Origin of the sequence: Pseudomonas sp. W3I7, assembly GCF_030816095.1 — a bacterium.
Lineage (GTDB): Bacteria > Pseudomonadota > Gammaproteobacteria > Pseudomonadales > Pseudomonadaceae > Aquipseudomonas > Aquipseudomonas salomonii.
This window is the reverse complement of the sequence record NZ_JAUSXP010000001.1, coordinates 3,550,646-3,573,030: the sequence shown is the minus strand read 5'-3', so window position 1 is coordinate 3,573,030 and position 22,385 is coordinate 3,550,646. Positions and strand designations below refer to the sequence as shown.

Sequence of the window (22,385 nt, the reverse complement as noted above, 5' to 3'; positions counted from 1 at the left end):
CCGATTATCCCGCGGGACGGGAACGGCTGACTACCCCTCGAAAAATAGCATGCATTGAGGGTTTGTCTTCATTTGCGTGCGTCAGAGCTGAAACCTTTCATCCGTCCGCCAGTTCAGGCCGGTTGCGAAACTGTTCCAGTGCCTGCGGGTTTGCCAGGGCATCGGTGTTTTTGACCGGCTCACCATGCACCACATTGCGCACCGCCAGTTCGACGATCTTGCCGCTGATAGTGCGTGGTATGTCGCTGACCGCGAGGATCTTCGCCGGGACATGGCGCGGCGTGGTGTTGGCGCGGATAACCTGGCGAATCTGCTGCTCCAGGGCGTCATCCAGCGTGATGCCGTCATTGAGCCGCACAAACAGCACCACCCGCACATCGTCCTGCCAGCGTTGGCCGATGGCCAGGCTTTCCAGCACCTGCGGGACTTTTTCCACCTGGCGATAAATCTCTGCCGTGCCGATGCGCACACCGCCGGGGTTGAGCACCGCGTCGGAGCGCCCGTGAATCAGCAGGCTGCCATTGGCGCGCTGCTCGGCATAGTCGCCCTGGGCCCACACGCCGGGAAACTGGCTGAAATACGAGGCGCGCAGTTTTTGCTGGTCGGGGTCATTCCACAGGCCAATCGGCATGGCCGGAAAATGCCGGGTACACACCAGCTCGCCTTTTTCCCCGATCAGCGGCCGGCCCTGGTCATCCCACACTTCGATGGCCATGGCCAGGCTCTTGCACTGCATTTCGCCGCGCCGCACCGGCAGCACCGGGTTGCCGATCACAAAGCAGGAGACGATATCGGTGCCGCCCGACATTGACGACAGGCACAGCTCGGCCTTGATCTCGCGGTACACATAGTCATAACTCTGCGGCGACAGCGGCGAGCCGGTTGAAATCAGGCCTTTGAGGCTGCCCAAATCGTGGCTCAGGCGCGGTTGCAGGCCGGCCTTTTCCAGGGTGGCGAGAAACTTGGGGCTGGTGCCGAACACACTGATTTTTTCCGCGTCGATCAGGTCGATCAGCCGCTCGGGGCCGGGGTGAAACGGCGAGCCGTCATACAGTACCGCCGTGGCACCCAGGGCCAGCACCGACACCAGCCAGTTCCACATCATCCAGCCACAGGTGGTGTAGTAGAACAGGCAGTCTTCGCGGGACAGGTCGGCGTGCAGGCCGTGCTCCTTGAGGTGGGTGAGCAGCACGCCGCCGGTGCCGTGGATGATGCACTTGGGCACGCCGGTGGTGCCGCTGGAATAGAGGATATACAGCGGATGATCGAACGGCACCGGGACAAATTCAGGCTCGCCGCCGGGTTGGTAGAAGTCGTTCCACAGTGCGACCCTGGCGTGGGTGCGATAGTCCTCGCTGCGCGCCTGTGGCCGGGCATACGGCACGATGATCAACTGTTCCAGGGACGGCAGGCGTTCGAGGATTTCATTGAGTTTGGCGCTTTGGTCGATGGCCTTGCCGGCATAGCGGTAGCCCGCGCAGGTGATCAACACCTTGGGCTCTATCTGGCCGAAACGGTCGATCACGCCTTGGGTGCCGAAGTCCGGCGAGGAACACGACCAGATCGCGCCCAGGCTGGTGGTGGCAAGCATGCCGACCAGGGTTTGCCAGGTGTTGGGCATGCACGCGGCCACGCGGTCGCCCCGGGTGACACCGGCCGCCCGCAAGCTACGCTGCAAGCCTGCGACATGCTCGGCCAGTTCGGCATAGGTCAGCTGTTCGCGCTGGCCGTCTTCACTGACCGCCACCACCGCCGGGTGAGCGTCCCGACGGCGCAGCAGGTGTTCGGCAAAGTTCAGGGTCGCGCCGGGGAACCACTCGGCGCTGGGCATTGCCGCGCCTTCGATCAGCGGGGTGCTGGGCGGGCTGCGAAACTGCACGTCGAAAAAGGCGACGATCGCCTGCCAGAAGTCGGCGCGCTGGTCGATGCTCCATTGGTGCAGGGCGGGGTAGTCACCCAGCTGCAGGCTGTAGCGTTGGTTGATGAAACGCCGGAACTGGTCCATTCGCGTGTGGGCGATGCGTTCAGGGGAGGGTTGCCAGAGGATCTCGGACATGGGGAAGTCTCTTGTTTTTGTACAAAACCTCCAGCCAACACAGGTCGAAACTGTGGGAGCTGGCTTGCCTGCGATAGCGGTGGGTCAGTAACCAATGAGCTAACTGACCCACCGCTATCGCAGGCAAGCCAGCTCCCACATGTGCTCTTCAGTGCCTGATTTACTGGGCCAGCCAGCCGCCATCGATATTCCACGCGGCGCCGCGCACTTGGGCGCCCGCCTCACTGCACAAGAACAACACCAACTCACCCAGCTGCGGCGGCGTCACAAATTCCAGCGACGGCTGTTTTTCCGCGAGCAAATCATGCTGGGCCTGCTGCGGATCAATGCCCTTGGCCGCGCGATCATCAATCTGCTTTTGCACCAGCGGCGTCAGCACCCAGCCGGGGCAGATGGCGTTGCAAGTGACGTTACCGGTGGCGGTCTCCAGGCCCACCACTTTGGTTAATCCGATGACACCGTGTTTGGCCGCCACATAGGCGGCCTTGCCCACCGAGCCGACCAAGCCATGCACCGACGCGATATTGACGATGCGCCCCCAGCCCTTGGCCTTCATGCCCGGCAAACTCAAACGCGTGCTGTGGAACACCGACGACAGGTTGATCGCGATGATCGAATCCCAGCGCTCCACTGGGAAGTCTTCCACGGCCGCCACGTGCTGAATGCCGGCGTTGTTGACCAGAATGTCGACGCCGCCAAACTCGCGCTCGGCGTAGGCAAACATGTCGGCAATTTGCGCCGGGTCGCTGACGTCGGCCGGGTGATGCCCGACCTTGCCGCCAAACGCCTGCACCTGGGCGATCACCGCGCTGGCATCGCCAAAACCGTTGAGGATCAGGTTGGCACCGGCCTTGGCCAGGCTCAGCGCGATGCCCAAACCGATGCCGCTGGTGGAGCCGGTAACCAGGGCGGTCTTGCCATTCAAAGTCGTCATGAAAACCTCACACAATGCCGGTGGCGTAGAAAGTACCGATCACCACGAACACCGCGAGGGTCTTGATGATCGTGATGCCGAAAATGTCCTTGTAGGCTTCGCGGTGGGTCAGCCCGGTGACCGCCAGCAGGGTGATCACCGCGCCGTTGTGGGGCAGGGTGTCCATGCCGCCGCTGGCCATGGCCGCGACCCGGTGCAGCACTTCAAGAGGGATATTGGCCGCATGGGCCGCCGAAATAAAGCTCTCCGACATGGCCGCCAGGGCAATGCTCATGCCGCCTGACGCGGAGCCGGTAATACCGGCCAGCAGGGTCACGGTAATCGCTTCGTTGACCAGCGGGTTGGGGATGCCCTTGAGCCAGTCCGCCAGCACCAGAAAGCCTGGCAGCGAGGCGATCACCGCGCCAAAGCCGTATTCCGAGGCGGTGTTCATGGCCGCCAGCAGCGCGCCGCTGACTGCGCTTTTACTGCCTTCGGCGAGCTTGCTTTTGATCGCCGACCAGCCGAACACCAGCACCATGACGATGCCCACCAGCAACGCCGCCTGCACCGCCCAAATCGCCGTGAGCTTGGCGATGTCGGTGGTCACTGGCGTGCTCATGCCCGGCAGGCTGAGGCTGTGGGTCTTGCCGTACCACTGCGGGATCCAGTGGGTGAACAGCAGGTTCATCACGCCCACCAGAATCAGCGGCGACAGCGCGACCCACGGGTTGGGCAACGCCAGGTTGTCGGCGGTTTCCGGCTCGTTGCGCAGCTCGGTGCCATAACCTTCACCGGCGCGTTGTGCCTTGTTGCGCTGGCGCGCCAGGTAGAGCATGCCGGTGCAGAACACGAAGACCGTGCCGATCAAGCCCAGCCACGGCGCCGCCCAGGCGGTGGTGTTGAAGAAGGTGCTGGGGATGATGTTCTGGATCTGCGGCGTGCCGGGCAGGGCGTCCATGGTGAACGAAAACGCACCGAGGGCGATGGTTGCCGGGATCAGGCGCTTGGGAATGTTGCTCTGGCGGAACATCTCCGCCGCAAACGGGTACACCGCAAACACCACCACAAACAGCGACACGCCGCCGTAGGTGAGCAGGGCGCAGACCAGCACAATCACCAGCATCGCCTGGCGCGTGCCGAGCAAGCGGATGGCAGCGGCCACGATCGAGCGCGAAAAGCCGGACAGTTCAATCAGCTTGCCAAACACCGCGCCGAGCAGGAACACCGGGAAATACAGTTTGATAAAGCCGACCATTTTCTCCATGAACACCCCGGTAAACGCAGGGGCGACGGCGGACGGGTCGGTGAGCAGCACGGCGCCGAGGGCGGCGATGGGGGCAAACAGGATCACGCTGTAGCCACGGTAGGCGGCCAGCATCAGCAGCGCGAGGGCTGCCAGGGCAATGATCACACTCATGGTGTGTCTCCAGATCGAATTGTTATTTTTGTGGGGTAGTGCGTTGGAGAGGGGCTATAGCGAGATGTGTGCCAATTAGCTAAGTAATTGAAATATATGAATATTATTCATGTTTAAAACCGGCGCGTTGAAAAATATCTCAGTTAAGAGACAAGTACACATCCAATGTGGGAGCGGGCTTGCTCGCGAAAGCGGTGGTTCAGCCAATAAATTTATGGCTGAAACACCGCTTTCGCGAGCAAGCCCGCTCCCACATTAGATTGTCTTTATACCGAGATTTGTGTCTCTTTATTGAGATTGCACAGTACCCAATGCCACCATTTTTTTGTACAGGGTCGATCTGCCCAGCCCCAACCGCTTGGCCGCTTCCACCACATTGCCTTCACAGGCCTTGAGTGCCGCCGCAATCACCTGCCGATCAAACCGCTCCCGCGCTGCCGAAAATGTCTCGCCCTCGACTGATTCCACCGCTCCACGCGCCACCGGACTGAACGTGCCGATCGCCGCGCGAATCTCTTCGGCATCCAGCACCAGGTCATCACTCAACAACGCCGCGCGTTCCAGCACGTTGCGCAGTTCACGGATATTCCCCGGCCACGCGTGCTGCGCCAGCAACGCCAGGGCTTCGCGGTCAAGCTCATGCTGGCTGCGCAGTTCTTCAAGAATCGCCTCGCTCAACGCCGGAATATCTTCGAGGCGCTCACGCAACGGCGGCACCTGGATCGGCAGTACGTTCAGTCGGTAATACAAGTCCGCCCGGAATTCGCCGCGCTTGATCGCCGCTTCCAGGTCCATGGACGTGGCGGCGATCACCCGCACATCGCTGTGCACCATTTCGTTGGAGCCCACCGGCTCGTATTCCTTTTCCTGCAACACGCGCAGCAGTTTGCTTTGCAGCGGCAGTGGCATGTCGCCGATTTCATCGAGGAACAGCGTGCCGCCCTGGGCGATCTGCAACTTGCCGGGGCGGCCCTTGCGGTCGGCGCCGGTGAAGGCGCCCGGCGCGGTGCCGAAGAACTCGGCTTCGAGCAGGTCGCCGGGAATGGCCGCGCTGTTGATGCTGACAAACGCTTTATGGGCGCGCATGGATGCACCGTGGATGGCCTGGGCCAGCAACTCTTTACCGGTGCCGGTTTCGCCCAGCAGCAACACCGGCGACTCCGCGCTCGCACTGCGCCGCGCCCGGCGTTTGACTTCCAGGCTGGCGGCGCTGGTGCCGATAAAATGCGCGAAGTTGTATTTGCTCTGGCGTGAACGCAACAGTGAGCGGGTGGAGGCCAGTTCCTGCTGCATGCTCAGGTAGCGCTCGATCAGCGGCGACAAGTTGCGCAGCTCATCAAACAGCGCAAATCCGATCGCGCCGATCACCGCGCCTGCGTCATCGTGGATCGGCAGGCGCATCACCACCAACGGGCCTTTGGGCGTGTCCTGGATATCCAGCAGAATCGGCTGGTCGTTGCGCACCACCTGGCGTAGCAGGCTGTTGGATATCACCTGCTCGCACGGTTGGCCGATGGCTTCATCGGCGCTTTTAAGGCCGAAACGCTTGGCATAGCGCTCGTTCATCCACACGATATTCGCGTCGCGATCGACAATCACCGTGCCTTCGCTGGACTGCTCGATGATCTCGAACAGCGACTGGATGGCCAGGCCGCGAACCTGCTGGTAGTCCTTGAGGCTGTCGCTGATGTTCATATTTATGCCGTCAACACCAATGGAGGGTGGAGTCGCGATCCTGTGGGAGCGGGCTTGCTCGCGAAAGCGGTGTATCAGTGCCGGATGTATTGGCTGACACGCCGCCTTCGTGAGCAAGCCCGCTCCCACAGGGGAGAGAGGGCTCCTACAAGGGAATGTGCGCCGCCGCCAGCAGCTCTTTGGTGTAAGGATGTTGCGGCGCATCGAACACCACATGGCTCGCGCCGCGCTCCACCACCTTGCCGTCCTTGATCACGATCATGTCATGGGCCATGGCCCGTACCACCGCCAGGTCGTGGCTGATAAACAGGTAGGTCAGGCCGTATTTTTTCTGCAGTTCCCGCAACAGCGCCACCACTTGTTTCTGCACGGTGCGGTCGAGGGCCGAGGTGGGTTCATCCAGCAGCATCAGCGCCGGCTTGAGCACCAGGGCGCGGGCGATGGCGATGCGTTGGCGCTGGCCGCCGGAAAATTCATGCGGGTAACGGTGGCGGCTTTCGGGGTCGAGCCCCACATCCTTGAGCACCTGGATCACTTGCGCATCACGCTCGGCCAGGCTGCAGGGCGCATGCACTTCCAGGCCCTCGCTGATGATCTGCTGCACCGACATGCGCGGGCTGAGGCTGCCGAACGGGTCCTGAAACACCACCTGCATCTGTTTGCGCCACGGGCGCATCTGCTGGTTGTTCAGCGGGTCGAGGGCTTCACCCTGAAAACGGATGCTGCCGGTGGAATCGAGCAAGCGCAGGATCGCCTGGCCGAGGGTGGATTTGCCCGAGCCGGACTCGCCGACAATCCCCAGGGTCTTGCCACGCTGAACGCTAAGGCTGATGCCGTCGACTGCGCGCAACCAGGTTTTGCGCCTGAACAGCCCGCCGCCGAGGGGGAATTGCACGCTCAGGTCGTCGACCTGCAACACCGTTTCGCGTTCATCACTGCACAGCGCATCACCGGCCGGCTCGGCATCCAGCAGCAGGCGGCTGTAGGGATGTTGCGGCGCGGTGAACAGCGTCTCGCAGTCGGCTTGCTCGACAATCTCCCCGGCGCGCATTACGCACACGCGCTGGGCAATGCTGCGCACCAGGTTGAGGTCATGGCTGATCAGCAGCAGCGACATGCCCAGGCGCTGCTGCAAGGACTTGAGCAGCAGCAGGATTTTGCGCTGCACGGTCACGTCCAGCGCGGTGGTGGGCTCGTCGGCAATCAGCAGCTCCGGCTCGCAGGCCAGGGCCATGGCGATCATCACCCGCTGGCGCTGGCCGCCGGAGAGTTGATGCGGGTAAGCCTTGAGGCGCTCCTGGGGTTTCTGGATGCCCACCAGTTCGAGCAATTCCAGAATACGCGCCTGTGCCGCCTTGCCGCCCAGGCCCTTGTGCAGCAACAGGGTTTCGCCGATCTGTTTTTCGATGCTGTGCAGCGGGTTGAGCGAGGTCATCGGCTCCTGGAAAATCATCGCAATACGGTTGCCGCGCAGCTTTTGCAAGGTGGCCGCCGGGGCGCCGATCAGCTCCTGGCCGCGATACTTCACCGAGCCGGTGGTGTGCGTGCCGGCCTCGGGCAGCAATTGCAGAATCGAGTGGGCGGTGACCGACTTGCCCGAGCCCGACTCGCCGACCAATGCCAGGCATTCGCCAGGGCGTACGTCCAGGCACAGTTTGCTCACCACGGTCTGGCCGTTGAAGGCGACGCTGAGGTCGCGGATCTCGATCAGGTTCATACGCAATTACTCATGAGCGTGGGTCGAAGGCATCACGCAATGCCTCGCCGATAAAGACCAGCAGCGACAGGATCAGCGCCAAGGTGAAAAACGCCGTCAGGCCCAGCCAGGGCGCTTGCAGGTTCTGCTTGCCCTGGGCGATCAACTCGCCCAGGGATGCACTGCCGGCGGGCATGCCGAAACCGAGAAAATCCAGGGCGCTCAAGGTCGAAATCGCCCCGGTCAGGATAAACGGCAGGTAGCTCAAGGTGGCGGTCATGGCATTGGGCAGGATATGCCGGCGAATGATCTTGCCGTCGCCCAGGCCCAGGGCGCGTGCGGCCTTGACGTATTCCAGGTTGCGCCCGCGCAGGAACTCGGCGCGCACCACGTCCACCAGGGCCAGCCAGGAAAACAGCGCCATGATCCCCAACAGCCACCAGAAATTCGGCTCGACAAAACCCGATAAGATGATCAACAGGTACAGCACCGGCAACCCCGACCACACTTCCAGAATGCGCTGGCCGAGCAGGTCGACCCAGCCGCCGTAGTAACCCTGCAAGGCGCCGGCGGCAATGCCGATGGCGGCGCTGATGGCCGTGAGCGCCAGGGCAAACAGGATCGACACCCGTGCGCCAAAGATCACGCGCGCCAGCACATCGCGGGATTGATCGTCAGTGCCCAGCCAGTTCACCGTCGAGGGCGGGCTGGGGGCAGGGCGGGTCAGTTCGTAGTTGGGCGTGTCGTCGCTGAACGGGATCGGCGGGAACAGCATCCAGCCGCCGTCCTGCTTGATCAGCTTTTGCACGTAGTCACTGCGGTAGTCGGCCTGGAACGGCAACTGGCCGCCGAACTGCTGCTCGGTGTAGCGCTTGAACACCGGGAAATACAGCTCGTTCTTGAAGCTCAGCACCAGGGGTTTGTCATTGGCGATCAACTCGCCGCCCAGGGTCAGGATAAACAGGCCGATAAACAGCCACAGTGACCACCAGCCGCGACGGTTCTTCTTGAAACGCTCGAAACGTCGACGGGCCACCGGAGACAGGTTAAGCATCAGGCGTTCCTCGCGGCGAAGTCGATACGCGGGTCCACCAGGGTGTAGCAGAGGTCACCGATGAGTTTTATCAAGAGGCCGAACAGGGTGAAGATAAACAACGAGCCGAACACTACCGGGTAGTCGCGAGACACGGCGGCTTCGTAGCTCATGCGGCCCAGGCCATCGAGGGAAAAGATCACCTCGATCAGCAGGGAACCGGCAAAAAACACGCTGATAAATGCCTGGGGAATCCCCGAGATCACCAGCAGCATGGCGTTGCGAAACACATGGCCGTAGAGCACACGGCGTTCACTCAAACCTTTGGCGCGAGCGGTGACCACGTACTGGCGCGTGATTTCATTGAGGAATGAGTTTTTGGTCAGGATGGTCAGCGTGGCGAAACCGCCGATCACCAACGCGCTGACAGGCAACACCAGGTGCCAGAAATAGTCGGCAATTTTACCGATTGTGCTGAGTTCGTCGAAGTTCTCCGAGACCAGCCCACGCACCGGGAACCAGTTCAGCGAGGTGCCACCGGCGAACAGCACGATCAGGAACATCGCAAACAGGAAGGCCGGCATGGCATAACCGATGACAATCGCGGTGCTGCTCCATACGTCAAAACTGCTGCCGTGGCGCACCGCCTTGCGAATCCCCAAGGGGATCGATACCAGGTAGGTGATCAAGGTGGCCCATAAGCCGAGGGAAATGGTCACCGGCATTTTTTCCAGGATCAGGTCGATCACGCTTTTGCCGCGAAAGAAGCTGTTGCCGAAATCCAGCTGGGCGTAGTTCTTGAGCATCAGCCACAGGCGTTCCGGCGCGGGCTTGTCGAAACCGTATTGTTTTTCGATGTCCTTGATCAATTTGGGGTCCAGGCCACGGCTGGCGCGCGAGCCGTTGACAGCTTCGCCGCCACCACCGCCGATGCCGCCGCCACCGATGCCTTGCAGGTGCGCGATGGCTTGTTCGACCGGGCCGCCGGGCGCGGCCTGCACGATCACGAAGTTGACCAGCAGGATGATCACCAGCGTGGGGATGATCAGCAGCAGGCGCCGCACGATATAGGCAAACATCAGCGCGTTCCTCCGCGTTTTTTCAACTCGGCGTTCATCTGTTCATTGGTCAGTGGTGTGGGGCTGATTTCCCACCAGGTTTCCAGCGCTTCGTCGTTTTTGGCCTCGATGGCCGGGCGACCGAAACGGTTCCACCAGGCAGCGGAGGTGCCGGGCGGGTAATAGTTGGGGATCCACAGGTAGTTCCATTGCAGCACGCGGTCCAGGGCATGGGCGTACGTGAGCATCTGCGCCTGGGTGTTGGCTTTGACCAGCCCGCTGATCAGGCTGTCGACGGCGGGGTCTTTAAGCACCATGTAGTTGTTCGCGCCAGGGTCGTAGGCGGCCTGCGAGCCGAAGTAGTTGTACAGCTCCATGCCCGGCGAGGTGGTAACCGGGAAGCCGATGACGATCATGTCGTAGTCGCGGGCCATGATGCGGTTGACGTACTGGGACGAGTCGATGCGGCGGATATTGAGGGTGATGCCGATCTGCGCCAGGTTGCGCTTGTACGGCAGCAACAGGCGTTCCAGGCCGGCCTGGGCATTGAGGAAGGTAAATTCCAGTGGTTCGCCGTCGGCGTTGACCAGCTTGTCACCTTTGGGTGTCCAGCCGGCGGCTTCGAGCAGTGCCAGGGCTTGCAGCTGTTTGTCACGGATCATGCCGCTGCCGTCGGTAACCGGCGCCTTGAACACTTGAGTGAACACTTCATCGGGCACCTGGCCGCGCAGTGGCTCAAGAATCGCCAGTTCTTCCTGGGTCGGCAGTTGGCTGGCGGCCAGCGGGCTGTTGGAGAAAAAGCTCTGCTGGCGGATGTACATATTGCGCATCATCTGCCGGTTGGCCCATTCGAAGTCCCACAGCATCGCCAGCGCCTGGCGCACGCGGCGGTCCTTGAACATCGGCTTTTGCACGTTGAACACATAGCCCTGGGCCGGTTGCGGCATCTCCTTGGCCAGGTGCGCACGTTGCAGGCGGCCATCGTCGAGGGCCGGGCCGTTGTAGCCGATGGAGTAGCCGGTGGCGGAAAACTCGCGGTTGAAGTCATAGGCGCCGCCGCGCAGCACCTGGCGGGCCACCTCGGTGTCGCCGAAGTACTCCAGGCTCAGGTGGTCGAAGTTGTACAGGCCACGGCTGACGGGCAAGTCCTTGCCCCACCAGTCGGGGTCGCGGGTGAAGGTGATGGTGCTGCCGGAGTCGATCTTGCTGATTTTATACGGGCCGCTGCCCAGCGGCGCTTCGTAGCCGCCACCGTTGGCGAAGTCGCGGGTTTTCCACCAGTGCTCGGGGAACACCGGCAGGGTGGCGATATCCAGCGGCAGGGTGCGGTTTTCATTGCTGGAAAAGTCGAAGCGCACTTGGCGCTCGCCTTCGACTTCGACGTATTTGACGTCGGCGAACAGCGTGCGAAAGCGCAGGCTGCCTTGGGTCATCAGCAGGTCGAAGCTGTAGCGCACGTCTTCGGCGGTGATCGGCGTGCCATCGGCGAAACGTGCCTTGGGGTTGAGGTAGAAGCGCAACGACAGGCCGTCGTCGGCGCGTTCCATTTTTTCGGCGACCAGGCCGTAAACCGTGTAGGGCTCATCCAGGGAGCGCTGGGCCAGTGGGGCGTAGAGCCAGCCGTCGACCTGGGAGACGCCGATGCCTTTGTCGATATACGGCAGCACGTGGTCAAACCGCCCGATCTCGATGGCCGAGCGTCGCAGGCTGCCGCCTTTGGGCGCGCTGGGGTTGGCGTAGTCGAAATGGGTGAAGCCGGTGGGGTACTTGGCCGGCTCGCCGTAGACCGTGAGGTAGGTTTGCGGGGCCGCGATCACGGCGGTGCTGGCCAGTAGCAGGGCCAGGGTGGAGCTGAAGAGTTTTGTGGAAAAAACCAATCGCATTATCAGCCTTGAGCGCCGGGTAAACAGTAATAGGGATTTGTACGTTAACGGCTTATGGGTTGCCAGTCACTTGATGCACAACGGCCCACCAAAAGGCGGGCCGTTGTTTATAGCATCAGCGCGGACGGGATCAGTCCTGGCGGCTGGTGACTTCCAGCAGGTGGTAGCCGAACTGGGTTTTTACCGGGCCTTGCACGGTGTTGACGGGGGCGCTGAAGACGACGGTGTCGAATTCCTTGACCATCTGGCCAGGGCCGAACGAGCCCAGGTCACCGCCTTGACGGCTGGATGGGCAGCTGGAGTTGGCTTTGGCGATTTCTGCGAAATCGGCGCCGCCTTCGATCTGGGCCTTGAGTTCGTTGCACTTGTCTTCGGTGGAAACGAGGATGTGACGGGCGGTGGCTTTGGCCATGGGGGTAACTCCTTGAAGTAAAAAGGGTGAGCCTACCGGATTCAGGTGGTTTTTTGTTGGCAAAGTTCCATCTTGTGGTGGGGTGATTGAGTACATATCCATTGCTGCGGTAACGGCGGCCTATGGTTCCGCTCTTACAGCGGGTCACTTTTGGCAAACGCCCCAAAAGTAACCAAAAGGTCTTCGCCCCACCACTCGGCACCTCGCTAATGCTCGGTGTGCCCTCACTCCGGCTTGAATCCGTGGGCCGCCGCGATGGGCCATCCTTGGCCCAGCGCGGCTAACCCGGCGTCCTGCCGGGTTACCCACGGATTCAAGCCTGCGTTCGGCCAGCGTGGTTGACGGGGCGCCTCAGATCAAAAGCAAGATCAAAAGCAGAGCACGGCGGCCTGAAAGCCGACCTGAGTGGTTGAATCAAAAGCCAGATCAAATGCAAAGCGACAGCCTATCTACCTGATGCAACACAGTCTAAATGTGGGAGCGGGCTTGCTCGCGAATGCAGTGGGTCAGTGACAGATGAATTGACTGACACACTGCATTCGCGAGCAAGCCCGCTCCCACAGTTGATCGCATGCAGTTTTGAATATGAGGTCGGCTGCGGATTTGCATGCACTGAAGAGCTGCTTTTCTGTGGGAGCTGGCTTGCCTGCGATGCAGACACCTCGGTGTGTCAGGTACACCGAGGTGATGCCATCGCAGGCAAGCCAGCTCCCACCTTTGACCGAGTATGGCTTTGCTGTTGCTGTTGCTGTTGCTGTTGCTGTTGCTGTTGCTGTTGCTGTTGCTGTTGCTGTTGCTGTTGCTGTTGCTGTGGCCCTTACATCCTTTTCGATGACGAAGTCAGCGGTCTTTTGATCTGCGCTTTTGATCTTGATCTTGATCTTGATCTGAAATCGCCCCGTCAAACACGATGGCCGGAATTCGACAGTGATTTGGGGGGTAAACCGGCAGGGATGCCGGTTTAGCCGCCCCGCGCCATGGATGGCGCGTGGCGGCGGCCCCCCAAATCAGTGTCGGATTGCGGGCATGCCGAGCCACAGCGAGGCACCGAGTGTTGGGGCGAGGACTTTTTGCTTACTTTTTGGTCCCTCAAAAAGTGAGCCGCTGTAAGAGCGGAACCATAGGCCGCCGTTACCTAAATAACGGATATGCACACGATCAAACCACAACAGCGGGCACCAAAAACGCCGCTTCCAACAACTGCCGCGTATAAGCATGCTGCGGATCTGCAAAGATCCCCGCCGCGTCGCCCTGTTCCACCACTTGCCCTTGCTTGACCACCATCAACTGGTGACTCAACGCCTTCACCACCGCCAAATCATGGCTGATAAACAGGTAGGTCAGGTTGTATTTGGCCTGCAAGCCCCGCAGCAACTCCACCACTTGCCGCTGCACCGTGCGGTCGAGCGCGGATGTCGGTTCATCGAGCAGTATCAAGCGGGGCTTGAGCACCAAGGCACGGGCGATGGCGATGCGTTGCCGTTGCCCGCCGGAAAACTCATGGGGGTAACGATGCCGCGACTCCGGGTCCAAACCCACTTCCTTGAGCGCCGCAATAATCGCCAGTTCCTGCTCGGCCGGCGTGCCCATCTTGTGGATACGCAAGCCTTCGCCAACAATCTCGCTCACACACATGCGCGGGCTCAAGCTGCCGAACGGGTCTTGAAACACCACCTGCATCTCCCGCCGCAGCGGGCGCACCTGTTGCTGAGTCAGGCGGTCAAGTTGCTGGCCTTCAAAGCGAATCCCGCCTTTGCTGGCGATCAAGCGCAAAATCGCCAGGCCCAGGGTGGATTTGCCCGAGCCGCTTTCACCGACGATGCCCAGCGTCTGGCCCTGGGGCAGGCTGAAGTTGATGCCGTCCACCGCCTTGACGTAATCGACGGTGTTGCGCAAAAAGCCCTTTTTGATCGGAAACCAGACCTTCAGGTCGTCGACTTCCAAGAGGGGCGGCCCGACCTCGTTACTGGCTGGCCCACCGCTGGGTTCCGCCGCCAACAGTTCCTGGGTGTAGGGGTGCTGGGGCGACTGAAACAGCGTCTCGCAATCAGCCTGTTCAACGATGCAACCCTGCTGCATCACACACACGCGGTGGGCAATGCGCCGCACCAGGTTCAGGTCATGGCTGATCAGCAGCAATGCCATGCCCAGCCGGGCCTGCAGCTCTTTGAGCAGTTCCAGGATCTTCAATTGCACAGTGACGTCGAGGGCCGTGGTCGGCTCGTCGGCGATCAGCAGTTCGGGCTCGTTGGCCAGGGCCATGGCGATCATCACCCGCTGGCGCTGGCCGCCGGACAGTTCGTGGGGCAGGGCCTTGAGGCGCTTGTGCGGCTCGGGGATGCCCACCAGTTCGAGCAGTTCCAGGGTGCGTCGGGTCGCGACTTTGCCGGTGAGGCCTTTGTGCAGGCCGAGCACTTCGTTGATCTGCTTTTCGATCGAATGCAGCGGGTTCAGCGAGGTCATTGGCTCCTGAAAGATCATCGCAATGCGGTTGCCGCGAATATGCCGGATGGTTTTCTCTTTGAGGGTCAGCAGATCATGCCCGGAATAGCTGATGGTGCCGGCCGGGTGCCGCGCCAGCGGGTAGGGCAGCAGGCGCAGGATCGAGTGGGCGGTCACCGATTTGCCCGAGCCGCTTTCGCCGACCAGCGCCAGGGTTTCGCCGCGTTTGATATCGAAGCTGATGTGGTTGACCACGCGGTGGTGATGCTCGCCGGTGACGAACTCGACGCAGAGGTCGCGGACTTCGATCAGATTGTCCTGGTTCATCTCATTTCCTCGGGTCGAAGGCATCGCGAGCGGACTCGCCGATAAACACCAGCAAACTCAACATGATCGCCAGCACGGCAAAGGCACTCATGCCCAGCCACGGCGCTTGCAGGTTGGATTTGCCCTGGGCCACCAGTTCGCCCAGGGACGGCGAACCGGCTGGCAGGCCAAAGCCGAGAAAATCCAGGGCGGTGAGGGTGCCGATGGCGCCGGTAAGGATGAACGGCATGAATGTCATGGTCGAGACCATCGCATTGGGCAGGATATGCCGGAACATGATCGCGCCGTTCTGCATGCCCAGCGCTCGGGCTGCACGCACGTATTCCAGGTTGCGCCCGCGCAGGAACTCGGCGCGCACCACGTCCACCAGGCTCATCCACGAAAACAGCAACATGATGCCCAGCAGCCACCAGAAGTTGGGCTGCACAAAGCTGGCGAGGATGATCAGCAGGTACAGCACCGGCAGACCCGACCAGATCTCCAGGAAACGCTGGCCGGCCAGGTCGACCCAGCCGCCGTAGAAGCCCTGCAAGGCGCCGGCGATGACGCCGATGATCGAGCTGAGCACGGTCAGCGTCAGGGCAAACAGCACCGACACACGGAAGCCGTAGATCACTCGCGCCAGCACATCGCGGCCCTGGTCGTCCGTGCCCAGCAGGTTCACCGAAGACGGCGGCGCTGGCGCAGGCACTTTCAGGTCGTAGTTGATGCTCTGGTAGCTGAACGGGATGGGCGCCCACAGCGTCCAGGCATCCTTGGCCTTGAGCAGTTCCTGGATATACGGGCTCTTGTAGTTGGCTTCCAGCGGGAATTCGCCGCCGAAGGTGGTCTCCGGGTAGCGTTTAAGCGCCGGGAAATACCAGCCACCGTCAAAGTGCACGGCCAGCGGTTTGTCGTTGGCGATCAACTCGGCGCCCAGGCTGAGCACGAACAGAATCAGGAACAGCCACAGCGACCACCAGCCACGCTTGTTGGCCTTGAAGCGCTCGAACCGGCGGCGATTGAGGGGGGACAGGTTCATCTCAATGCTCCCGGCTGGCGAAGTCGATGCGCGGATCGACCAGGGTGTAAGTGAGGTCGCCGATCAGTTTCACGATCAGCCCCAGCAGGGTGAAGATAAACAACGTGCCGAACACCACCGGGTAATCGCGGTTGATTGCCGCTTCAAAGCTCATCAGGCCCAGGCCGTCGAGGGAAAAGATCACCTCGACCAGCAGCGAGCCGGTGAAGAAGATCCCGATAAACGCCGAGGGGAAACCGGCGATCACCAGCAGCATGGCGTTACGAAACACATGGCCGTAAAGCACGCGGTGGTTGGTCAGGCCCTTGGCTTTGGCGGTGACCACGTACTGTTTGTTGATTTCGTCGAGGAAGCTGTTTTTGGTCAGCAGGGTCATGGTTGCGAAGTTGCCGATCACCAACGCCGTGACGGGCAGGGCCAGGTGCCAGAAATAATCGAGGATCTTGCCGCCTAAGCTCAGTTCCTCGAAGTTGTTGGAGGTCAGCCCGCGCAAGGGGAACCAGTCCAGGTAACTGCCGCCGGCAAACACCACGATCAGCAGGATCGCGAACAAAAACGCCGGGATGGCATAGCCGACGATGATCGCCGAGCTGGTCCACACGTCAAAGTGGCTGCCGTGCCGCGTGGCCTTGGCGATGCCCAGCGGGATCGACACCAGGTACATGATCAGCGTGCTCCATAACCCGAGGGAGATGGACACCGGCATTTTTTCCTTGATCAGGTCGATGACCTTGGCGTCGCGAAAGAAGCTGTCGCCAAAATCCAGGCGTGCATAGTTCTTGACCATGATCCACAAGCGTTCCGGCGCCGACTTGTCGAAGCCGTACATCTTTTCGATTTCCTTGATCAGCGCCGGGTCCAGGCCCTGGGCGCCGCGGTAGCTGGAACCGGCCACCGAGACCTCGGCGCCGCCACCGGCAATGCGGCTGGTGGCGCCGTCGAACCCTTCGAGTTTGGCGATCATCTGCTCCACCGGGCCACCGGGGGCGGCCTGGATGATGATGAAGTTGATCAGCAGGATCCCGAACAGTGTGGGGATGATCAGCAACAGGCGGCGAACAATATAGGCCAGCATTTAATCGCCTCCGCTCGCCGTATCGGCGCTCTGGACAGTGTCGACGGCAGGTTTGACTTCAGGTTTGGCCCACCAGGTGGCCGTGCCGACGTCGTAACGTGGCGGGACTTTGGGGTGGCCCAAGTGATCCCAGTACGCCACGCGGTAAGTCTTGATGTGCCAGTTGGGAATCACGTAGTAGCCAAACTGCAAGACCCGATCCAGCGCCTTGGCATGGTCGACCAGGCTTTGGCGCGAGTCGGCGTTGATCAGTTCTTCGACGAGTTGGTCGACCACCGGGTCCTTGAGGCCCATGTAGTTGCGGCTGCCGGATTTGTCGGCGGCGGCGGACGACCAGAATTCGCGCTGCTCGTTACCCGGCGAGGTGGACTGCGGGAAGCTGCCTACCAGCATGTCGAAGTCCCGTGAACGCAGGCGGTTGATGTATTGGGAAACGTCAACGCGGCGGATTACCAGGTTGATCCCAAGGTCTGCCAGGTTGCGCTTGAAGGGCAGCAGTACCCGTTCGAAATCGGTCTGGGTCAACAGAAACTCGATGTTTACCGGCTTGCCGGTGGTGTCGACCATCTTGTCGTCGACGATCTTCCAGCCCGCCTCCTGCAACAGCTGGTAAGCCTCGCGCTGCTGGGTGCGGATCATGCCGCTGCCGTCGGTTTTGGCCGGCTCGAAGGCTTGGGTAAAGACTTCGGCGGGGAGCTTGTCGCGAAACGGCGCCAGGATGGCGGTTTCCGCCGGGCCGGGCAGGCCGGTGGCGGCCATCTCGGAGTTTTCGAAGTAACTGCGGGTGCGGGTGTAGGCACCATTGAACAGCTGTTTGTTGCTCCACTCGAAATCCAGCAGCAGGCTGATGGCCTTGCGTACCCGCACATCCTGGAACATCGGTTTGCGCGTATTGAACACAAACCCTTGCATGCCGGTGGGGTTGCCGTTGGGGATTTCTTCCTTGATCAACCGGCCCTGGGCCACGGCCGGAATGTTGTAGGCGTTGGCCCAGTTCTTGGCGCTGAATTCCAGCCAGTAGTCGAACTGCCCGGCTTTCAAGGCTTCCAGGGCCACGGTGCTGTCACGGTAGTAGTCGGTGATGCGGTTATCGAAGTTGTAGAACCCCTTGGCCACCGGTAAATCCTTGGCCCAGTAATCCTTGACCCGCTCATAGCGCACCATGCGCCCCGGTTTGACCTCGGCGACCTTGTACGGGCCACTGCCCAGCGGTATTTCCAGGTTGCCCTTGGCAAAGTCGCGCGTTGCCCACCAATGCTTGGGCAATACCGGCAGTTGGCCGAGGATCAGCGGTAATTCACGGTTATTGGTGCGCTTGAACTTGAACAGCACACGCAGCGGGTCTTCGGCGACCACTTCGTCGACATCGGCGTAGTAGTTGCGGTAGAGCGGCGAACCGTCCTTGATCAGCGCCTGGAAGGTGAATACCACGTCTTCGGCACGGATCGGGTGGCCATCATGAAAGCGTGCTTCGGGGCGCAGGTAGAAGCGCACCCAACTGTTATCCGGCGCCTTTTCGATCTTGCCGGCCACCAGGCCGTACTCGGTGACGGGCTCGTCGAGGCTTTGCATGGCCAGGGTGTCGTAGATCAGCGGCAGGTTGTCTGCGGGCACGCCCTTGCTGATGTAGGGGTTGAGGCTGTCGAAGCCACCCATGCTCGATTCACGGAAGGTGCCGCCCTTGGGCGCGTCGGGGTTTACGTAGTCGAAATGCTTGAAGTCGGCGGGGTACTTGGGTGGCTCGCTGTACAGGGTCAACGCATGTTGCGGCGCGGCGTTGGCCGCGCCGCACGCTAACAGCGCGCCAAACAGGGCGGTGCGCAAAGTCATCATTGGGCTTTCTCCGCAGCTTTCAGCCACCATGCACTCAAACCCAGGCTATAGGGCGGCGTGGTGACAAAGGCGAACCGGTTGCGGTACGCCAAGCGATGATAGTTGAGGTACCAGTTGGGAATACTGTAGTGCTGCCACAGCAGCACCCGGTCGAGGGCGCGGCCGGCGGCCAATTGTTCTTCGCGGGTCTGCGCGGCCAGCAGTTGGTCGAGCAGGTGGTCGACCACCGGGTTGGCGATGCCGGCGTAGTTTTTGCTGCCCTTGATGGCCGCCTGGCTGGAGTGGAAGTACTGCCACTGCTCAAGGCCGGGGCTCAAGGTCTGGTTGAGGGTGATCAGGACCATGTCGTAGTCGAACTGATCCAGGCGCTGCTTGTATTGCGCCCGGTCAACGGTGCGCAGGCGGGCGTCGATGCCGATGCTTTTGAGGTTCTCGACGTAGGGCTGCAGGATGCGTTCAAGGTTCGGGTTGACCAGCAGGATCTCGAAGCGCAGCGGTTGGCCCTTGGTGTCGAGCAGGCGCTGGTCGGAGAGTTTCCAGCCGGCTTCGCCGAGCAACCCCAGGGCGCGGCGCATGGTTTCGCGCGGAATGCCCCGCCCGTCGGTCTGCGGCAGGCTGAAGGCTTGGGTGAACAGGTTGGGCGGCAACTGGTCGCGGTAGGGCGAGAGCATCAGCCATTCATGCCCCACCGGCACACCCGTCGCAGAAAACTCGCTGTTGGGGTAATAACTCAGCGTGCGTTTATAGGCGTTGCTGAACAGGGTGCGGTTGGTCCACTCAAAATCGAACATCAGCCCCAGCGCCTCACGCACTTTGGTCTGGCTGAAGATCGGCCGCCGCGTGTTCATGAACAGGCCCTGGCTCTGGGTCGGGATCTGGTGGGCGATCTGCGCCTTGATCACGTCGCCGCGGTTGACCGCCGGAAAGTTGTAGCCGGTGGCCCAGTTCTTGGCCTGGTGTTCGATATAGATATCGAATTCACCCGCCTTGAAGGCTTCGAAGGCCACGTCGCTGTCGCGGTAGAACTCCACTTCGACCTTGTCGTAGTTGTAGAAGCCCTGGTTGACCGGCAGGTCTTTGCCCCAGTAATCCTTGACCCGCTCGAACACCAGTTGGCGGCCTGGGGTGACTTTGGTGATGCGATACGGCCCGCTGCCCAAGGGCGGCTCGAAGGTGGTGGCCTTGAAATCGCGGGTCTTCCAGTAATGCTGGGGCAGTACCGGCAGTTCACCCAGACGCAGGATCAGCAGTGGGTTGCCGGCACGCTTGAACACAAAACGGATGCGATGGCGGTTCAGGATGTCGACCCGTGCGACTTCCTGCAGGTTGGTGCGGTACTGCGGGTGGCCTTCGGTAAGCAGGGTGCGATAGGAAAACGCCACGTCATAAGCGGTGATCGGCTTGCCATCATGGAAACGCGCTTCGGGGCGCAGGTTGAACACCACCCAACTGCGGTCCTCGCTGTACTCCACCGATTGGGCAATCAGCCCGTAGCTGGAGGTGGGCTCGTCACCGGACGGCGCGTACTGGCCGGTGCCGACCATCAGCGGCTCGTTCAGCTCGTTCACGCCGTATTGCAGGAAGTTGGGCGTGGAAACCGGGCTGGTGCCCTTGAAGGTGTAGGGGTTGAGGGTATCGAAGGTGCCAAATGCCATGACCCGCAAGGTCCCACCTTTGGGCGCTGCAGGGTTTACCCAATCGAAGTGGGTGAATTTTGCCGGGTACTTGAGTGTGCCGAACTGCGTGTAACCGTGGCTCTCGGTAATCGTCGCGTTCGCAGCAAAGCTCAAGGCCAGACTTATTAGTAGAAGGAGGGGACGCTTCAAGTCAGAGATCCGATCCAGGCGGCTTGGGCTTTATGATCGGTACAGTAACAGCTTGTTCCGGTTGGAAAAAGGCCGTTGAAAAGCCCTGGGTTCAGGGTTGGGAAAGTATCGAATTGGGTGAAGATCAAATGTGGGAGCTGGCTTGCCTGCGATGGCATCAACTCGGTGTGCCTGACACACCGAGGTGTCTGCATCGCAGGCAAGCCAGCTCCCACATAAGCCAGTCCCCGCGGGACTTTATCTAGGTCCCGAAACCACCAGCATCTGCCCCGGCTTCAACGCCTGGCCAGTACGCGGGTTCCAACGCTTGAGATGTTGCATCTCAACATTGAAGCGCTTGGCGACGATATACAGCGAGTCGCCTTTCTTGACCTTGTACTGCACCGGCTTCTTGCTGCTGGCCACCAGTTTGCGGGTGTCCTGCATCACCAGGGTCTGGCCGACCTTGAGGGCCTGGCCGTTGAGCTTGTTCCAGCGCTGCAGGTCATGCACATCGACCTTGTTCGCCTTGGCGATCAGCGTGAGGTTGTCGCCACTGCGTACCTTGTAGTTGCGTGTACGCCCGGCCACCCGTGTGCTCTCAACTTCGTCGAACACCTGCTTTTTAGGACGCATCGCCAGCAATTCTTCCGGCTTCATCGTCGAAAGGGTGCTGGTGAGCAACTGCGCCTTGGAGCTGGGCACGAGCAAATGCTGCGGGCCGTCCAGGGTGGTGCGTTGTTTCAGGGCCGGGTTGAGCTGGAACAGTTCGTCTTCGTCGATCTCGGCCAGCGCGGCAACCCGGGACAGGTCCATGCTTTGCTTGACTTCAACCACTTCGAAGTACGGCGTGTTGGCAATCGGGCTCAGGTTGACGCCGTAGGCCTCGGGGGCCAGCACCACTTGGGACAGCGCCAGGAACTTGGGCACGTAGTCCTTGGTTTCCTGGGGCAGGGGCAGGTTCCAGTAGTCGGTAGGCAGGCCGAGCTTTTCGTTGCGCTCGATCGCCCGGCTGACCGTGCCTTCGCCGGCGTTGTAGGCCGCCAGGGCCAACAGCCAGTCGCCGTTGAACATGTCATGCAGACGCGTCAGATAGTCCAGGGCGGCGGTGGTGGAGGCGGTGATATCGCGGCGGCCGTCGTAGGCGCGGGTCTGGCGCAGGTTGAAGTAGCGCCCGGTGGAGGGGATGAACTGCCACAAGCCGACCGCATCGCTGCGCGAATAGGCCATCGGGTTGTAGGCACTTTCGATCACTGGCAGCAGCGCCAGCTCCAGGGGCATGTTGCGTTCTTCAAGGCGTTCGACGATGTAATGAATGTAGAGACTGCCGCGTTCTCCGGCGTTCTCTAAAAAGGACGGGTTACTGGCGAACCACAAGCGTTGTTGCTCGATGCGCGGGTTCACACCCAGGCCGTCCTGCAATTGAAAGCCCCGGCGCATGCGTTCCCAGACATCCTGGGGCACTTCGGGGCTAGGCTTCTCTGAGAGCCAAATAGGTTTTTGCTTGATCTTGGCAGCAAGATTCGGTTTGGGTTGCACGGTGGATTGTGCAGCGAAATTTGTCGATTGGCAGCCCGCCAGAGTCGCGGAAACGGCCACCGCCACGGCTTGAGCCAGGCGGGTCAATGCGTCTGAAGAAATGGATTTACGAATAGATGACGACATTGGCTGGAAGTAAGTTCCGGGCAAAAATGTCGGGCGATTCTAGAAAGCGCT

General features: G+C 61.1%; 15 protein-coding genes. All 15 read right to left on the bottom strand.

What is annotated here, in order from left to right:
- Positions 1-97: 97 nt before the first annotated feature.
- On the bottom strand, positions 98-2,056 hold the full coding sequence (locus QF043_RS16380) for an acetoacetate--CoA ligase (RefSeq protein ID WP_307419358.1): 1,959 nt from the start codon (positions 2,054-2,056) through the stop codon (positions 98-100).
- Positions 2,057-2,216: 160 nt separating this feature from the next.
- Entirely contained in the window at positions 2,217-2,990 is a 774-nt protein-coding gene (hbdH, locus tag QF043_RS16375) for a 3-hydroxybutyrate dehydrogenase (protein ID WP_056859502.1), read from the bottom strand.
- 7 nt (positions 2,991-2,997) lie between these two features.
- A complete protein-coding gene (locus tag QF043_RS16370; protein WP_058421914.1) occupies positions 2,998-4,389 on the bottom strand; it encodes a GntP family permease in 1,392 nt (463 codons plus the stop codon).
- 288 nt (positions 4,390-4,677) lie between these two features.
- Positions 4,678-6,084: a sigma-54-dependent Fis family transcriptional regulator gene (locus QF043_RS16365; protein WP_307419357.1), complete on the bottom strand. Its 1,407-nt coding sequence runs from the start codon at positions 6,082-6,084 to the stop codon at positions 4,678-4,680.
- 145 nt (positions 6,085-6,229) lie between these two features.
- Positions 6,230-7,801: an ABC transporter ATP-binding protein gene (locus QF043_RS16360; protein ID WP_307419356.1), complete on the bottom strand. Its 1,572-nt coding sequence runs from the start codon at positions 7,799-7,801 to the stop codon at positions 6,230-6,232.
- A gap of 10 nt (positions 7,802-7,811) precedes the next feature.
- A complete protein-coding gene (locus QF043_RS16355; RefSeq protein WP_056859498.1) occupies positions 7,812-8,834 on the bottom strand; it encodes an ABC transporter permease in 1,023 nt (340 codons plus the stop codon).
- The gene (locus tag QF043_RS16350; RefSeq protein WP_069788428.1) at positions 8,834-9,892 is read right to left on the bottom strand and encodes a microcin C ABC transporter permease YejB; all 1,059 of its coding nucleotides are present in this window, start codon (positions 9,890-9,892) and stop codon (positions 8,834-8,836) included. Before QF043_RS16350 ends, QF043_RS16355 begins: the two co-directional genes overlap by 1 nt.
- Positions 9,892-11,754: an extracellular solute-binding protein gene (locus QF043_RS16345; RefSeq protein WP_307419354.1), complete on the bottom strand. Its 1,863-nt coding sequence runs from the start codon at positions 11,752-11,754 to the stop codon at positions 9,892-9,894. The genes QF043_RS16350 and QF043_RS16345 overlap by 1 nt, the downstream gene beginning before the upstream one ends.
- Positions 11,755-11,884: 130 nt before the next feature.
- Positions 11,885-12,166: a peptidylprolyl isomerase gene (locus QF043_RS16340; RefSeq protein ID WP_005788801.1), complete on the bottom strand. Its 282-nt coding sequence runs from the start codon at positions 12,164-12,166 to the stop codon at positions 11,885-11,887.
- 1,158 nt (positions 12,167-13,324) lie between these two features.
- Positions 13,325-14,935 carry an ABC transporter ATP-binding protein gene (locus QF043_RS16335; protein WP_307419353.1) on the bottom strand — a complete coding sequence of 537 codons (1,611 nt, stop codon included), beginning with the start codon at positions 14,933-14,935 and terminating at the stop codon, positions 13,325-13,327.
- Between the two features lies 1 nt (position 14,936).
- Positions 14,937-15,956 carry an ABC transporter permease gene (locus tag QF043_RS16330; protein WP_016972786.1) on the bottom strand — a complete coding sequence of 340 codons (1,020 nt, stop codon included), beginning with the start codon at positions 15,954-15,956 and terminating at the stop codon, positions 14,937-14,939.
- Position 15,957: 1 nt separating this feature from the next.
- Complete coding sequence (locus QF043_RS16325; protein WP_017136937.1) at positions 15,958-17,031, bottom strand: microcin C ABC transporter permease YejB; 1,074 nt, start codon at positions 17,029-17,031, stop codon at positions 15,958-15,960.
- Positions 17,032-18,864: an extracellular solute-binding protein gene (locus QF043_RS16320; protein ID WP_307419351.1), complete on the bottom strand. Its 1,833-nt coding sequence runs from the start codon at positions 18,862-18,864 to the stop codon at positions 17,032-17,034.
- Entirely contained in the window at positions 18,861-20,690 is a 1,830-nt protein-coding gene (locus QF043_RS16315; protein WP_307419350.1) for an extracellular solute-binding protein, read from the bottom strand. Before QF043_RS16315 ends, QF043_RS16320 begins: the two co-directional genes overlap by 4 nt.
- 237 nt (positions 20,691-20,927) lie before the next feature.
- Complete coding sequence (locus tag QF043_RS16310; RefSeq protein ID WP_056859491.1) at positions 20,928-22,334, bottom strand: transglycosylase SLT domain-containing protein; 1,407 nt, start codon at positions 22,332-22,334, stop codon at positions 20,928-20,930.
- Positions 22,335-22,385 lie beyond the last annotated feature (51 nt).